Source organism: Bradyrhizobium sp. UBA2491, from assembly GCF_002341725.1.
Lineage (GTDB): Bacteria > Pseudomonadota > Alphaproteobacteria > Rhizobiales > Xanthobacteraceae > Bradyrhizobium.
Genome location: NZ_DDOP01000014.1, coordinates 89,314 through 104,242, shown reverse-complemented (window position 1 = coordinate 104,242; position 14,929 = coordinate 89,314). Strand labels below are relative to the sequence as shown.

General features: G+C 65.1%; 13 protein-coding genes and 1 pseudogene. 3 read left to right on the top strand and 11 right to left on the bottom strand.

Annotation, left to right across the window (positions count from 1 at the left end):
- The 3 genes and pseudogenes from B2W55_RS03805 to B2W55_RS03795 form a co-directional block, all read right to left on the bottom strand.
- A pseudogene (locus B2W55_RS03805) lies at positions 1-180 on the bottom strand (23S rRNA (adenine(2503)-C(2))-methyltransferase RlmN); the annotation flags it as partial.
- An 83-nt stretch (positions 181-263) separates the two neighbouring features.
- Positions 264-857: an invasion associated locus B family protein gene (locus B2W55_RS03800; protein ID WP_043855219.1), complete on the bottom strand. Its 594-nt coding sequence runs from the start codon at positions 855-857 to the stop codon at positions 264-266.
- Positions 858-1,027: 170 nt separating this feature from the next.
- A complete protein-coding gene (locus B2W55_RS03795; RefSeq protein WP_024583175.1) occupies positions 1,028-1,867 on the bottom strand; it encodes an SDR family oxidoreductase in 840 nt (279 codons plus the stop codon).
- A gap of 105 nt (positions 1,868-1,972) precedes the next feature.
- Between B2W55_RS03795 and B2W55_RS03790 the strand changes: the two genes are divergently transcribed.
- On the top strand, positions 1,973-2,953 hold the full coding sequence (locus B2W55_RS03790) for an NADPH:quinone oxidoreductase family protein (RefSeq protein ID WP_024583174.1): 981 nt from the start codon (positions 1,973-1,975) through the stop codon (positions 2,951-2,953).
- A 49-nt stretch (positions 2,954-3,002) separates the two neighbouring features.
- Here B2W55_RS03790 and B2W55_RS03785 read toward each other — a convergent pair whose 3' ends face one another.
- Both B2W55_RS03785 and B2W55_RS03780 read right to left on the bottom strand, forming a co-directional pair.
- Positions 3,003-3,383: a YkvA family protein gene (locus tag B2W55_RS03785; RefSeq protein WP_024583173.1), complete on the bottom strand. Its 381-nt coding sequence runs from the start codon at positions 3,381-3,383 to the stop codon at positions 3,003-3,005.
- A 94-nt stretch (positions 3,384-3,477) separates the two neighbouring features.
- Positions 3,478-3,783, bottom strand: a complete 306-nt coding sequence (locus B2W55_RS03780; RefSeq protein WP_024583172.1) for a 4a-hydroxytetrahydrobiopterin dehydratase — start codon at positions 3,781-3,783, stop codon at positions 3,478-3,480.
- A 227-nt stretch (positions 3,784-4,010) separates the two neighbouring features.
- On the opposite strand from B2W55_RS03780, the gene B2W55_RS03775 reads away from it, so the two are divergent.
- Positions 4,011-5,414 carry a TAXI family TRAP transporter solute-binding subunit gene (locus B2W55_RS03775; RefSeq protein WP_100555037.1) on the top strand — a complete coding sequence of 468 codons (1,404 nt, stop codon included), beginning with the start codon at positions 4,011-4,013 and terminating at the stop codon, positions 5,412-5,414.
- A gap of 212 nt (positions 5,415-5,626) precedes the next feature.
- Here B2W55_RS03775 and B2W55_RS03770 read toward each other — a convergent pair whose 3' ends face one another.
- Both B2W55_RS03770 and B2W55_RS03765 read right to left on the bottom strand, forming a co-directional pair.
- On the bottom strand, positions 5,627-7,534 hold the full coding sequence (locus tag B2W55_RS03770; RefSeq protein ID WP_024579074.1) for a propionyl-CoA synthetase: 1,908 nt from the start codon (positions 7,532-7,534) through the stop codon (positions 5,627-5,629).
- A 197-nt stretch (positions 7,535-7,731) separates the two neighbouring features.
- Positions 7,732-8,490, bottom strand: coding sequence for a hypothetical protein (locus B2W55_RS03765; RefSeq protein ID WP_024579073.1), 759 nt, complete (start codon positions 8,488-8,490; stop codon positions 7,732-7,734).
- A gap of 159 nt (positions 8,491-8,649) precedes the next feature.
- Between B2W55_RS03765 and B2W55_RS03760 the strand changes: the two genes are divergently transcribed.
- Positions 8,650-10,188 (top strand): cation:proton antiporter, encoded by a 1,539-nt coding sequence (locus B2W55_RS03760; protein WP_024579072.1) that lies wholly within the window; start codon positions 8,650-8,652, stop codon positions 10,186-10,188.
- An 80-nt stretch (positions 10,189-10,268) separates the two neighbouring features.
- On the opposite strand, the gene B2W55_RS03755 is transcribed toward B2W55_RS03760, so the two are convergent.
- The 4 genes from B2W55_RS03755 to B2W55_RS03740 form a co-directional block, all read right to left on the bottom strand.
- The gene (locus B2W55_RS03755) at positions 10,269-11,075 is read right to left on the bottom strand and encodes an SDR family NAD(P)-dependent oxidoreductase (protein WP_024579071.1); all 807 of its coding nucleotides are present in this window, start codon (positions 11,073-11,075) and stop codon (positions 10,269-10,271) included.
- A 95-nt stretch (positions 11,076-11,170) separates the two neighbouring features.
- Positions 11,171-11,548: a DUF1850 domain-containing protein gene (locus tag B2W55_RS03750; protein WP_024579070.1), complete on the bottom strand. Its 378-nt coding sequence runs from the start codon at positions 11,546-11,548 to the stop codon at positions 11,171-11,173.
- Positions 11,545-13,653: a TRAP transporter permease gene (locus B2W55_RS03745; protein ID WP_024579069.1), complete on the bottom strand. Its 2,109-nt coding sequence runs from the start codon at positions 13,651-13,653 to the stop codon at positions 11,545-11,547. The genes B2W55_RS03750 and B2W55_RS03745 overlap by 4 nt, the downstream gene beginning before the upstream one ends.
- A gap of 185 nt (positions 13,654-13,838) precedes the next feature.
- The gene (locus tag B2W55_RS03740) at positions 13,839-14,786 is read right to left on the bottom strand and encodes a TAXI family TRAP transporter solute-binding subunit (RefSeq protein ID WP_024579068.1); all 948 of its coding nucleotides are present in this window, start codon (positions 14,784-14,786) and stop codon (positions 13,839-13,841) included.
- Positions 14,787-14,929: the final 143 nt, after the last annotated feature.

Here is a 14,929-nt window from a genome sequence, read left to right as displayed (position 1 = left end):
CTGGGTGCGCATCTTGCGCTGCGACGCCTGCACGCCGATCTCGGCCAGGCGATCCGATATCTCGGCGTGCGACAGGCCGATCAGCGACGGCTTGGCCGGCGGCACATAGGTCTCGAGCGGAACCTTTTCGACCAGCGCATTGGCACCGGACACGGCTGTCGTGGTCACTGTATCGGTCATGAAACCTCAAATAGGCCTTCCAGCCGGTGCTGGAAAGCCTCCAAATACCTCGATTTGACGTCACTCAGGCGGGTCTTCGTGTCCTACCGCCGGCAGTCCTGCCCCAGCCGGTCGAGCGCCTGCGCCAGGCCCTTCAGCGAGAAGCTGTCGATCGTCTCGGTACCCTTCGCCGAGACGGCTTTTACGGTCAGATCGGCCGATTTGCGCATGGCTTCCACCATCCGCTCCTCCTCGGCCGCATTCTTGATCCAGAGGCCGTCGCCCTGCGTGTACATCGCATAGGTTCCGCCGCCAACCTGGAGCGTCGATTCCGAGCCCGGCTTCACGGTGTAGCCGATCATGATCGAGACTTCGTTGACGACCTTCTCCGCCGGACGGGTGGAGATGAAGGCATAGGCCGGATCGCGGGGCCGATTCGGTGGGTTGGTCTTCGACGACGACGGCTTGGCGAGCGCAAAGCACACCTTCTTGCCGTTCGGCGAGGCGGTGTACGCACCCCAGGTTCCGAACTGTCCGATCAGCGTCGGCTCCGCGCCACCGGCCGCAGCCGCGGCGGCCGACGGCGCCGGCTTGGCCGCTTCCTTGGCCGTATCTTTCTTGGGTGCAGCCTGCATCGGTGCAAGGGAGATGATCCCGCACAGGACACAAGCCGCCAGTGATGTCAGAATCTGCCGCACGGCCAACTGGTTCCCCCATCATTGTGACTGCAAGATGGCCCGGCGATTCCCCCTCCGCCGGCTCGGATGGATAACCGGGAAACGCTTTTTTGGGAAGGCAGTCAGGCCGGGACGCGCGTCAGCCAAAAGCCGCACGCGCGTTGTCGCACCTTGGTGCTTGTTGTCGGTGATCAGCCTTTGGCGCGCGCCGCGCGCTGGCTCTCCCATTGCGCGTCGGTCCATTGCAGCAGGTCCTCGGCACCTGAACTGCGCAGATGCGAGCCGCCGTCCTGCACCACCATCTCACCATTGATGTAGCCGGCCTGATCGGAGATCAGGAAGCTCGCGAGATTGGCAAGCTCGGAATGCTCGCCGGCGCGGCCGAGCGGATTGCGATGCGCCCAGCTCTCGCCGCGCCCTTCGGGACGCAACTGCCCGGTGGCCCCCGCTGTCGGGAACGCGCCCGGCGCGATCGCCACGGTGCGGATGCCCTTCGGGCCCCACTCCACGGCAAGGCTCCTGGTCATCGCCAGCACCGCGGTCTTGGCCATCGACGATGGCACCGTGAAGGCACGGCCGGTGATGGTCGAGGTCGACAGGATCGAGAGCACCACGCCCTTGTGCTTGCCCTCGATCCAGCGGCGGCCGGCGGCGAGCGTGCAGTACATCGTGCCATGCAGCGTCGGCGCCAGGATCGCGTCCGCCGCACGGAATGACAGATGTTCGCTCTGCGCAATAAAGGTTGCGGCAGCATTGTTGACGAGCACGTCGATCGGCCCGTCCTGCCAGACCTGATCCATCATCGCTTCGACCGCGGCGCCGTCGCGGATATCGCAGCGCGCGATCGAAACCTTGGCACCGAACTCGTTGCGGAATTTGCCGGCGGTTTCCTCGAGCAGCGTCTCGCGCCGCCCGCAGATGATCAGTTCAGCGCCGAGTTCGGCGAAGCGCCCGCCCATCGCCGCGCCGAGGCCGGAGCCGCCGCCGGTGATCAGGATGCGCTTTTTCGCTAGCAGGCCTTTTTCAAACAAAGTTTGATCCCTCCGCTTTGTATTGTCGCTCCGCCGCAAATCCGGCATGAAGCTTGTAGTTCAAAATCCTGCAGCTCTTTCTGCGTCCGAAACTCAGGTGTGTCCATGAAAGCCATCCTCTGCTCGCAATACTGTCAACCCGACGATCTCGTGCTGACTGATGTGCCCGATCCGGTGGCTGGTCCCGGCGAAGCCGTGATCGCGATCAAGGCGGCAGCGCTGAACTTCTTCGACATCCTGATGATCCAGGGCAAGTATCAGATCAAGCCGCCGTTCCCGTTCTCGCCGGCCGCCGAAGTCGCCGGCGTGATCGAGAGCGTCGGCGCCGGCGTCACCGATCTGAAGGTCGGCGACCGTGTCGTTGCGTCATGCGGCCACAACGGCGCGCGCGACAAGATCGCGCTGCCGGCGAATACGATCGTGAAGATTCCCGACAATCTCGATTACGATCGCGCCGCAGGGATCATCATCATCTACGGCACCGCGCTGCATGCGCTGGAAGATCGCGCCAGCCCGAAGCCGGGCGAAACGCTTGCGGTGCTCGGTGCCGCCGGCGGCACCGGACTTGCCGCGTGCGAACTCGGCAAGCTGATGGGCCTGAAGGTGATCGCCTGCGCGTCGTCAGACGAGAAGCTCGCCTTCGCCAAGCAGCACGGCGCCGAGCTGACGCTGAACTACGCCAAGGAAGATCTGAAAGAGGGCCTGCGCAAGCTGACGAACGGCAAGGGCGCCGACATCGTGTTCGATCCGGTCGGCGGCGCCTATGCCGAGGCCGCGCTGCGCTCGACCGCGTGGGAAGGCCGCTTCCTGGTGATCGGCTTTGCCGCCGGCGACATTCCGAAGATCCCGCTCAACCTCGCGCTGCTGAAGGGCTGCGACATCCGCGGCGTGTTCTGGGGCGCCTGGGCGCGGCAGAATCCGGAGAAGAACCGCAAGAACCTCGAGAAGCTCGTGCAGTGGACCGCCGAGGGCAAGATCTCCTCGCATGTCGATCGCACCTTCCCGCTGTCGCAGACATCAGAAGCGCTGAAGGTGCTCGCCGGCCGCAAGGCGATGGGCAAGGTCATCCTGCATCCGGGTAGCTGAGCGGGGATCGTGTAGCCCGGATGGAGCGTAGCGAAATCCGGGCTACGACTTATTCCGCGTTTTCAGGCACGCCGCGCTTCAACGCGGCGCGCGCGGCTTCGCGGTGCTCCGGCGTGATGTGGCTTGCCACCATGCGGATCGCGGTGGCCAGCACCGCGGCATCATCGGTGAAGCCGAGCACCGGCAGCACGTCCGGAATGAAATCGAACGGCAGGATGAAATAGGCGATCGCGCCGAGCAGCGCTGCCTGGACGTGGCGCGGCGTCTGCCGGTCGAACGCGCAATAATACGCGGCCAGCAGATCCTCGGCGAAAGGCACGCGCGCGACCACCTTCTTGAACTTGACCCAGAAGCGGCGGCGCACGCTCTCGCGGTCCTGCGCCAGCCGGTCGGCAGGCTCAAATCCCACGCTGTGTTCGGTCGTTGCCATCGCACGGTTCCCTGACGCCGCACGGTGATCCGGCGGCGAACGCTACCGAATCTGGGGATGTCGAATGGCCGCTGCAAGGTTGTGCGCAGCCGGCTCAGCTGACCCCAAGCTGCCTTGCGATCGCGTTCATGGCCTTGGCGAGGTCGATATCGCGCTTGGTCACCCCGCCGACATCGTGGGTCGCCAGCACGACCTCGACCGTCTTGTAGACGTTCTTCCATTCCGGATGATGGTCGTTCTTCTCGGCGACCAGCGCGGCGCGCGCCATGAAGCCGAATGCCTCGTTGAAGTCCTTGAACACGAAGGTCTTTGCGATCGCCTCGCGTCCGGCAAGCTCCGACCAGCCGGCCAGTTCCCAGAGGGCGGCCTTCCTCGCTTCCGCTGACAGCCGTTCGACCATGGGCTCGTCTCCTGTTTGGCGCCGATCTTAACCTAACAACTGGCCTGCGGGGTGGGATCCATGCCGAAATTAGGGCCGAAATAGCGTCCTATCGCCGCTGGTAACCATGACGGAGATGTAACATCTGTCGGTGCAGGAATTTGCTACAAATCCAGGATGTGTGCGCATTGGTAGTTTTGCGAGATTGAGCCCAGACGATTGTTTGCGAGATCGATGACCCAAGATCGATGACCGACGGCTCCGCCAGCATATCGCCCAAGCCGCTGCGTTCGGCAAAGCAGCGGCTGATGTTCGTCTTGATCGCAGGCGCGCTGGCCATCGTCGGCGCGATAACCGCGGGCTATTATTTCGCGGTCCGTCCGGTGACGCTGAAGATCGCCGTCGGGCCGGCCAACAGCGACGATCTCCGGGTGGTGCAGGCGCTGGCGCAGGCCTTCAACAACCAGCAGCATACCCAGGTCAAACTGCGCCCGGTGCAGACCGAGGGTGCCAGCGCCAGCGCGCAGACGCTGGCCGACGGCAAGGCCGATCTCGCCATTATCCGCGGCGACCTCGACGTGCCGAAAAACGCGCAAGCCGTCGCGGTGCTGCGCAAGAATGTCGTGGTGATGTGGGTTCCGCCGGCCACGAAGGGCAAGGGCCGCAAGGCCACGAAGATCACCAAGATCGCACAACTTGCCGGCCGCAAGATCGGCGTCGTCGGCCGCACCCCGGCCAATGTCAATCTGCTGAAGCTGATCCTGACCCAATACGGCGTCGATCCGATGAAGGTCGAGATCGTGCAATTCCCGGCCAATGAGGCGGTCGACGCCATCAAGAACCTGAAGGCCGATGCCTATCTCGCGGTCGGCCCGGCCAACAGCAAGGTCACGATCGATGCGATCACCGCATCGGCCAAGGACGGCGAGCCGACCTTCCTTCCGATCGACGCCTCCGAGGCGATCGCGCAGAATCATCCGGCCTATGAGGCCGCGGAAATTCCGGCGGGTTCGCTCGGCTCCGCCGATCGGCCCGAGGATGAGGTGAAGACCATCAGCTTCTCCCATCACATTGTCGCACGAAAAGGCCTGTCGGACGCAACCGTCGCGGCATTCACGCGGCAATTGTTTGCGATCCGGCAATCGCTCAAGAACGACTTCCCGCTTGCCGCCAAGATCGAGACGCCCGACACCGACAAGGACGCCACCATTCCGGTGCATCCGGGCGCGGCCGCCTTCGTCGACGGCGAAGAGAAGACCTTCCTCGACCGCTACAGCGACTACATCTGGTGGAGCCTGATGGCGTTCTCGGCGATGGGCTCGGCCGGCGCGTGGTTCGCCGGCTATCTCAAGCAGGACGAACGCAACACCAACACCTCGCAGCGCGAACGCCTGCTCGAGATGCTGAAGGCCGCGCGGCAAAGCGATTCGACCGAGGAACTCGACCAGATGCAGGCGGAAGCCGACGACATCCTGCGCCATACGCTCGACTGCTTCGAGCATGGCGCCATCGAGGAAGGCACGCTGACCGCGTTCAACATCGCGCTCGAGCAGTTCCACAACGCCGTCGCCGACCGCAAGGCGTTGCTGCTGAGCATGCCGCAGAATCTGCAACGCGCCGCGACGCAGTTTCGCGCGGCGGGTACGGCGTAACGGCCCGCTCGCACCAATCTCTCGCCGAGAGTTCCTTCGCCTCTCCCGCTTGCGAACAACTTCCTTCGTTTTTTTTCGGCTCGTCTGCCGAAAACTGGTGAGGGAGTCCGCGGCGGCAGGGTTCCCTCCCCCCTTGCGGCGGAGGGTTAGGGAGAGGGGTGCCACACGGGTGGTCGATCCGGATGCGCGCGAAGCACGCCAAGACGTTCGACCTACGCCTTGCCCTTTAGCGCCTCGCCGATCTCGTCGAGCACCTTGGGGTCCTCGATCGTGGCCGGCATGGTCCAGGGCTCGCCATCGGCGATCTTCTTGATGGTGCCGCGCAGGATCTTGCCGGAGCGGGTCTTCGGCAGCCGCGCCACCGTGATCGCGAGCTTGAACGCCGCGACCGGCCCGAGCTTGTCGCGCACCAGCGCCACGACTTCCTTCTCGACCTGATCCGGCGGCTTGGTCACGCCGGCCTTCAGCACCAGGAAGCCGCACGGCACCTCGCCCTTGATCGCATCCCTGACGCCGAGCACGGCGCATTCGGCGACGTCGGGATGCGAGGCCAGAATTTCTTCCATGCCGCCGGTGGAGAGCCGGTGGCCGGCGACATTGATGATGTCGTCGGTGCGGCCCATCACCCAGACATAGCCGTCGTCATCCTTGTAGCCGGCATCCGAGGTTTTGTAGTAGCCGGGGAATTCCGAGAGATAGGCATCCCTGAAGCGATCGTCCTGCTGCCACAGCGTCGGCAGGCAGGCCGGCGGCATCGGCAGCTTGATCACGATCGAGCCCATGGTGCCGGCCGCGACCGGCTTCGCCGCCTCGTCGACGATGTCGACCTGATAGCCCGGCATCGGCACCGTCGGCGAACCGTGCTTGACCGGCAGTTGGCCGAGGCCAACCGGATTGCCGGCGATGCACCATCCGGTCTCGGTCTGCCACCAGTGATCGATGACCGGCACCTTCAATTGCTGTTCGGCCCACTCCACGGTCGGCGGGTCGGCGCGCTCACCCGCGAGGAACAAGGTGCGGAAGCTGGAGAGATCATAGTTGCGGATGAACTTGCCCTCGGGGTCTTCCTTCTTGATCGCGCGAAACGCGGTCGGCGCGGTGAAGAAGGCGACCGCCTTGTGCTCGCTGATCACGCGCCAGAACGCGCCGGCATCCGGCGTGCCGACCGGCTTGCCCTCATACATGATCGAGGTCGCGCCGTGGATCAGCGGGCCGTAGACGATGTAGGAGTGGCCGACCACCCAGCCGATGTCGGAGCCGCACCACCAGATCTCGCCGGGCTTGACGCCGTAGAGATTGTACATCGACCATTTCAGCGCGACGAGATGCCCGCCATTGTCGCGCACCACGCCCTTCGGGATTCCGGTCGTGCCCGAGGTGTAGAGGATGTAGAGCGGATCGGTGGCGGCGACCGGCACGCAGGGCGCCATCTTGCCGGCGTCGAGCGCGGCACGGCGCAGCGTCGCCCAATCATGGTCGCGGCCCGCGGTGAGCTCGCAAGCCTGCTGCGGCCGTTGCAGGATGATGCAGGTCTCCGGCTTGGTGCCGGCGAGACGGATCGCTTCGTCGAGCAGCGGCTTGTATTGCACGATGCGCCCGGGCTCGATGCCACAGCTCGCCGAGAAGATCAGCTTCGGCTTGGCGTCGTCGATCCGGGTCGCGAGCTCCTTCGCCGCGAAGCCGCCGAACACCACGCTGTGCACCGCGCCGATCCGCGCGCAAGCCAGCATCGCGACCACGGCTTGCGGGACCATCGGCATATAGAGGATGACGCGATCGCCCTTGGCCACGCCGAAATCCTGCATGACCGCGGCGAGCGCCTGCACTTCCTTCAGCAGCTCGGCATAGGTGAATTTGGTGATCGTGTTGGTGAGCGGGGAATCGTGGATCAGCGCGACCTGGCTGGCGCGGCCACCGGCGACGTGGCGATCCAGCGCATTGTAACAGGTGTTGACCACTGCACCGGTGAACCAGCGTCCATAGGCGCCGGTGGATGGATCGTAGATCTTCTTGGCCGGCTCGATCCAGTCGATCTCGCGCGCCGCTTCCGCCCAAAAGCCCTCGGGGTCTCGAAGCGAGCGGGCATACACCTCATGATACCGGCTCTGCTGAATGTTCATCGCGTTTCTCCCAGTGCATCCCTCGCGTCATGGCCGGGCTTGGCCCGGCCATCCACGTCTTTCGAAGCCGAAGCAAAGAGAGACGTGGATGCCCGGCACAAGGCCGGGCATGACGAACACGGATGGTTCGTCATCTTTGGCGGTCATTGTCATGGGCTCGACCGATAATTCAAGCCGCAAACTCACCGACGTTAGCACTAATAGCCGTCGACCCCGTTGATCTGCTGCAACCGCTCGCGCATTGCCTTTTGCAGATCGTAGCCCGGCTTGCCGAATTCGGCATTGCGGCGGACGATGAACTGATCCTGCGCGCGCTGCAACTCGCGGGCCTGACGCGGGTCCTTTGCCTCGCGCACCGCGCGAAAGGTCGATGCGCCGATCTCGCGATCGAGATCGGCGAGCTCGGGATTGGCGCAGATTGCTTTTTCCACCGGGCGGCGCGCCTTGCGGCAATCGAAGCTCGGCTTGCCGGCGACCGCCATCATCGCGCCGATCCGCTCCAGTTCCAGCGACAGCGACTTGTAGTTGGCCTTGGCCGCGGCATGGTTCGGGTCGAGCTTGACGGCCGCGCCGAAATCCATGATCGCCTTCGGCCGGTCGCCCTTGCGGCGCCAGAGCTCGCCGCGCGCATTGTGGGCATCGGCGAGCGACGGATCGAGCCGGAGCACGGTGTCGTAATCGGCGATCGCCCGATCGATCATCTGCTTGCGGTCATAGGCGCCCGCGCGCGCCGTCAGGGCCTTGATCCGATCCGGTCTCGCGGTCTTCTCATTGTCGATCAACGCGCCGCAGACCTCGATGGTCTTGTCGTCATCCGCCGCAGCAGCCGCCGCGACGCAGGGGCCGGGATCGGCCTGCACATCCTTGCCGGGCTCGCTGCTCGTCGCGCGCGCAACGCCGGCCGAGAGCCATACGCAGACCAGCGCCGCGCCCAGAGTTGCAGAATTGCGTCGCATGTCGATCACCGAGACAACGTTCCCTTCGATGCGCGGCCCGCCGGTCTCCCGTTGCCGGCCGCACACCATTTGCCGCAAAACCACACGCTGGATTATACGTCAATTGCGACGATCGGCTGCACCTGCAACCGCATTCGGAGCCGCATCCGGGGGTTCGCCTTGCTGACATTCGAATGGATCATCGGCCTGTTGCTCGCAGCGGTGGCGCTGTCGGCGCTGGCGCGGCGGATCAAGGTGCCCTACCCGACCTTCCTGGCGATCGGCGGCGTGCTGCTGACGCTGCTGCCGTGGGCGCCGACCTGGGCGCTGGAACCGGAACTGGCGCTGGCGCTGTTCGTCGCACCGGTGCTGCTCGACGCCGCCTTCGACACCTCGCTGCGCGATCTCCGCAACAACTGGCTGCCGGTCTCGACGCTGGTCGTGGTCGCGGTCGGCGTCACGACGACGGCGGTCGCCGTGGTCGCGCACTGGCTGCGGCCGGACATGCCATGGCCGGTTGCGATTGCGCTTGGCGCGATCGTGGCGCCGCCGGACGCCGCCGCCGCCACCGCGATCCTGCGCCAGGTCAAGCTGCCCTACCGGATCCAGAAGATCCTCGAGGGCGAAAGCCTGCTCAACGACGCCAGCGCGCTGCTGATCTATCGGGTCGCGGTCGGCCTGGTCGCCGCCGAGCACATGAAGATCCGCGAGTTCGTGCCATCGATCACGATCGCGCTGGTCGGGAGCCTCGCTGCCGGCTACCTGTTTGCGCAGGTCTGGATGATGATCACCCGCCGCGTCACCGAGGCGCCGAGCGCGATCATCACCCAGTTCGGCGGCACCTTCATGGTGTGGATAATCGCCGAGCATCTCGGGCTGTCCGGCATCCTCACCATCATCGCCTATGCGATCACCATCGCCCGCACCGCGCCGGCGCGCACCTCGGCACGGTTGCGCGTGTCGTCCTATGCGGTGTGGGAAACCGTGGTCTTCGTGCTCAACGTGCTGGCCTTCATGCTGATCGGCCTGCAATTGCGCCCGATCTGGTCGGACCTCGACGCCGAGGTGCGGTGGAAATATTGCAGCTTCGCGGCCGCGATCCTCGCCGTGGTGATCCTCGCCCGCATCCTCTGGGTAATGCCGTACGGCGCGCTGCTGCGCACCCTGAAAGCGCGGCATCTGCTGCCCGCCGATGTGGTGGAGGCGGTGCCGACCTTGAAGCGCGGCTTCATCGTATCCTGGTGCGGCATGCGCGGCATCGTCACATTGGCGGCGGCGTTCGCGCTGCCCGAATGGTTTCCGTATCGCGACCTGATCCTGCTGACGGCGTTTGCCGTGGTGCTCGGCTCGCTGGTGATCCAGGGCCTGACCTTGCGGCCGCTGATCCTGGCGCTGAACTTCGATGACGACGATCCGGTCGGACGCGAGGCGGCGCATGCCCGCAGCATCGCCTTTCGTGCCGCGCTCGAGGCGATCGAAACCGATCCGTCGGAGGAAGCCGAGATCCTGCGGCTCGAATACCGCGCCGTGCTGCTGCGCGCCGAGACCGATGGCGGGTTGAGTTCGCGCGAGCTGCCGGCCGATCCGCTGCGGCGCCGCGCCATTGCCGCCGCGCGCCAGGCACTGCTCGGTTTGCGCCGCACCGAGGCGATCGGCGACGACGCGTTCCATCTGGTCGAGGAGGAACTCGACCGCGCCGAGCTCAGCGCCGAGGTGTAAGCGTGAAGAGATTGGGTCGAACTGGATCGGCAGCGGAGCTTCACCTCTCCCTTGGGAGAGATGAACCGATCGTTCGTTGCTCAGGCGCCCGATTTCGAGGTGATGCCGCCGTCGACCACGAGCTCGATGCCGGTGACATATTTCGATTCGTCTGACGCCAGGAACAGCGCGGCATTGGCGACGTCCCAGGCATCGCCCATGTGGCCCATCGGCACCTGCGCGTCGCGGGCGCGCCACATCGCCTCGACATCGCCCTTGGCGTAGCTTTGCGCCAGCCCCGCCGAATGCGCCACCATCGGCGTCTTCATCAGCCCGGGCAGGATCGCGTTGACGCGGACATGCTTGGAGGCGAACTCGACCGCGGTCGAGCGCGTCATCTGGTTCATCGCCGCCTTGCTCGCATTGTAGCTGACATAGGAGATGCCGACATGGCGGATCGAGGCGATCGAGGAGATGTTGATGATCGAGCCGCCGCCCTGCTTGATCATGACCGGAATGACGTGCTTCATCGACAGATAGGCGCTCTTGAGATTGACCGCGAACACGCGGTCCCACTCGGCTTCCGCCACCTCCACCACGCTGCCGACCTCGGCGATGCCGACATTGTTGTCGAGCACGTCGATACGGTCATAGGCCTTCAGGCAGGCCGCGACCATCGCCTCGACCTCGGCGGCGCGCGAGACATCGGCGGTGAAAGCGGCGGCCTTGCCGCCCTCCTCGGTGATGATCTTGACCGTCTCCTCGGCGGCGGCGCCGTTGCGATCGACGCAGAACACGCTGGCGCCCTCGCGCGCAAAGGTGACGGCGGTCGCCTTGCCATTGCCCCAGCCCGGCCCGATCGAGCCCGCGCCGACCACCATCGCAACCTTGCCCTTGAGCCGATCCATCGGTCGTTCTCCCGTTTGTCGTTGTGACGATCGTAGCCGGATGAGCGCCGCGATATCCGGGGCGGTTTTCCCGCATATCGCGCCGCTCATGCGGGCTATCGATCGTTGCAAGCTCTCATCGTGGTGACATTAGCACCGATCGGATGCCGGAAAATCTCCGATAGCGTCTGGCAGCGTCCCGCCGCGCACAGGTGCCATTCGCCGGCGGCGCCGGAATTGCCGAGCACGACCTCGGCCCTCGGCATGGGCTGCGGCGACCATTGAAACCAGCCGTTGACGAGGCGTGCGTCCGGCGGCGGCTCCATGCCGGCGCCAGTGCCCTTGATGCGGGCCTGCTGCAACGTGAGCCCGGCGGGCGTGACCAGCCAGTCTTCCTGCCATGCGGTCTTCTCGATCGAATGGGTCCAGGCCAGCGTGAATGCCGCGACCTTCAGCGTCTTCACGACCCCTGCGGAGGCAAGGCAGAGGCTCAAGCTGCGGCCACCGCATCGCGCGGACGTCGCCGCCATTGCCACAGCACGACAGCGGCGGCGAGCGTGAAGCCCGCCGTATCCGAGAACTGGAAATCGCCGAGCAGGCAGAGCGCGGCGCCGAACGCGACCGCGATCTCGATCCAGCTCAGCCGCGTGAACAGGAACCCGATCGCGACGATGCCGAACAGCGCGATCGCCACCAGCGCCTTGAAACTCGCCAGTGCCACCGCGCCGTAGAAGCCGAGCTGCGCGGCCATCGGGTCCCCGCCCTGCAACATCAAGGCCGGCGAATAAACGAAGATGAAGGGAATGACGTAGCCGGCAAGCGCGATCCGCATCGCCTCCCAGCCGATCTTGTCCGGGTTCTCCTTGGCGATCGGCGCCGCCGCCAATGCCGCGAGCGCCACCGGCGGCGAGAGGTCGGCCATGATGCCGTAGTAGAACGCGAACATGTGGCTTGCGATCAGCGGCACCCCCAGCTTGGCCAGCGCCGGGGCGGCGAGCGCGGCGGTGATGATGTAGGTCGGGATCGTCGGGATGCCGGTGCCGAGCAGGATCGACAGCAACATCGTCATGATCAGCGCCAGGAACAGGCTCTTGTCGCCGAGCCCGATGATCCAGCTGCCGAAGATGGTGCCGACGCCGGTCTGCGTCATCATGCCGATGATGGTGCCGACGATGGCGCAGGCCATGCCGACCGTCAGCGCCGACTTGGCGCTGTCGGCGAGCGAGTCACGACAGGCCCTGAGCGTGGCGCGGCCGCCGCGCGTGATCGCGGCGATCGCTATGAGGCCGGCAACGACGCCGATGACCGGGACGATCTCGAGCCCGTGGCGCGACACCGCGGCGACCACCAGCGCCAGCCCGATCCAGAAGATGTAGCGCACGACGGTGTTGGAGACGCCGAGCGTGATGCTGGCGCCGAGGATCAGCGCCACCGTCAGCGCCAGCCCCATGCTGCCGGCATAGAGCGGCGTGAAACCCTCGAACAGCATGTAGACCAGCGCCGCAAGCGGCAGCACCAGGTACCAGCGCGCCACCAGCGCCTTCCAGGCGCTCGGGATCTCGGAGCGCTTCATGCCGACGAGGCCATGCTTGCCAGCTTCCAGATGCACCATCCAGAATGCCGAGGCGAAGTACAGGATCGCCGGAATCACCGCCGCCTTGACGATCTCCGAATAGGGCACGCCGAGCGTCTCCGCCATGATGAAGGCGACCGCGCCCATCACCGGCGGCATGATCTGGCCGCCCATCGAGGCGGTGGCCTCGACGCCGGCGGCGAAGGCGCGGCGATAGCCGAACTTGATCATCAGGGGAATCGTGAACTGGCCGACGGTGACGACGTTGGCGACGCCGGAGCCGGAGATCGTGCCCATCATGCCGGAAGCGAACACCGCCACCTTGGCGGGGCCGCCGCGGGTGCGCCCGAACAGGCCGAGCGAGACATCGGTGAAGAGCTGGATCATGCCGGCACGTTCCAGGAACGAGCCAAACAGGATGAACAGGAAGATGTAGGTCGCCGACACGTAGATCGGCACGCCGTAGAAGCCTTCGGTGCCGAACGAGAGATGGGTGACGATCTGGTCGAAATCGTAGCCGCGATGGTTGAACGGCGACGGCAGATACTGCCCGAAGAACCAGTAGAGCAGACAGGCGCCGCACATCAGCGGCAGTGCCGCCCCCATCAGCCGCCGCGTGCCCTCGAAGATCAGGATAGCGAGCAGCGTGCCGACCGCGAGATCCATGTGGGTGGGATCGCCGTCACGGGCGATCAGGTCGGCATAGAAGATCCACTGGTAGAGGCCGCAGAGGAAGCCGCTCGCGCCGACGATCCAGCTCACCGCGCGGCCGAACGCGGTCTTGGCGGTGAAATTGCCGATCAGGCCAAAGGTCAACAGGATCAGGAAGCCGACATGGACGCCGCGCACCACCTGGCTCGGCAAATAGTTGAAGGCCGCGACATAGAGCTGGAACACCGCGAAGGCGAGGCCGATGGCATAGGCCAGATGCCCCCAGGCGCCGGGGCCGAAACCTTCCGGAAAGCCATGCTCGAAATTGTCGAATTCGACCTTGACGGGCTCAACGCCCCCAGCCTGCTGCTGCATTGAATCAATCCCCCGCCGTGCCCGCGACGCTTATATCTGCAGAGCTCACCCACCGAAAGTCGCGTCAGGAAAAACGCGCCCCGTCATTGCGAGCGAAGCGAAGCAATCCAACTCACCACGAGCGGAGAGATGGATTGCTTCGTCGCTTTGCTCCTCGCAATGACGAAGGAGCAGATGCGTTGGCCTTACTTGATCAGGCCCTTTTCCTTGTAATAGCGGATCGCGCCGGGATGCAGCGGCACCGGGCTGCCGGTCGCGGCGGCCTCGAGCTTGATCTCCTTGCCCGCCGCATGCGCGTTGGCGAGTTCCGGCAACGATTCGTAGACCAGCTTGGTCATTTGATAGGCGAGGTCGTCCGACACCGCGCTGGAGGTGACCAGGTAGTTCACGACCGCCGCGGTCGGCACATCCTTGTCCTGGCCGGTATAGGTATTGGCCGGGATGATCACCGAAACGAAGGGCGGGCCGATCTTGTCGACGGTCTCCTTCGGCACGGCGACGACGTTGATCTCGCTCGAGGTCGAGAGATCCTTCAGCGAGGCGACGCCGAGTCCTGCCGATTGCAGCGTGGCGTTGAGCTGGCGGTTCTTCATCAGGTCGACCGATTCGGCGAACGGCAGATACTCGACCTTGCCGAGATCCTTGTAGCTCATGCCGGCGGCCGCGAGGATCGCGCGCGAATTGAGCTCGGTGCCGGACTTCGGCGCGCCCACCGACAGGCTCTTGCCCTTGAGGTCGGCCAGCGTCTTGATGCCGCTTTCGGCGGTGGCGACGATCTGGATGTAGTTCGGATAGATCGCGCCGATGGTGCGCAGCTTGTCGAGCTTGGTCTTGAAGCCGGCCTCAGCGTCGCCTTCCCAGGCGGCCTTCAGCGAATCGCCGAGCGTGAAGGCGATCTCGCCGCGGCCCTGCTGCAGCAGCACCAGGTTCTCGACCGAAGCCTTGGTCGCCTGCACCTGGGTCTTCACGCCAGCAATCTTCTCGCCGTAGATCTTCCCCATCGCGACGCCGAGCGGATAGTAGACCCCGGAGGTGCCGCCGGTCAGCACATTGATGAACTGCTGGGCCTGCGCGACAGGCGCCGACAAAACGCTGGCTGCCACGATCGCAGCGGCCGTCAACCTTGAATTCATGAGCATTATTCTCCCCTAAGCCGGCCGGAAATTGGCCGGACACCCCCGCCGGGTCAACCTATCCAAATGACGCATACGTGACTGAAATCCCGAAGGCCGCATCGCGTGGCCGATACGGGAACTCTGCGCGCAAGCGGATTGGG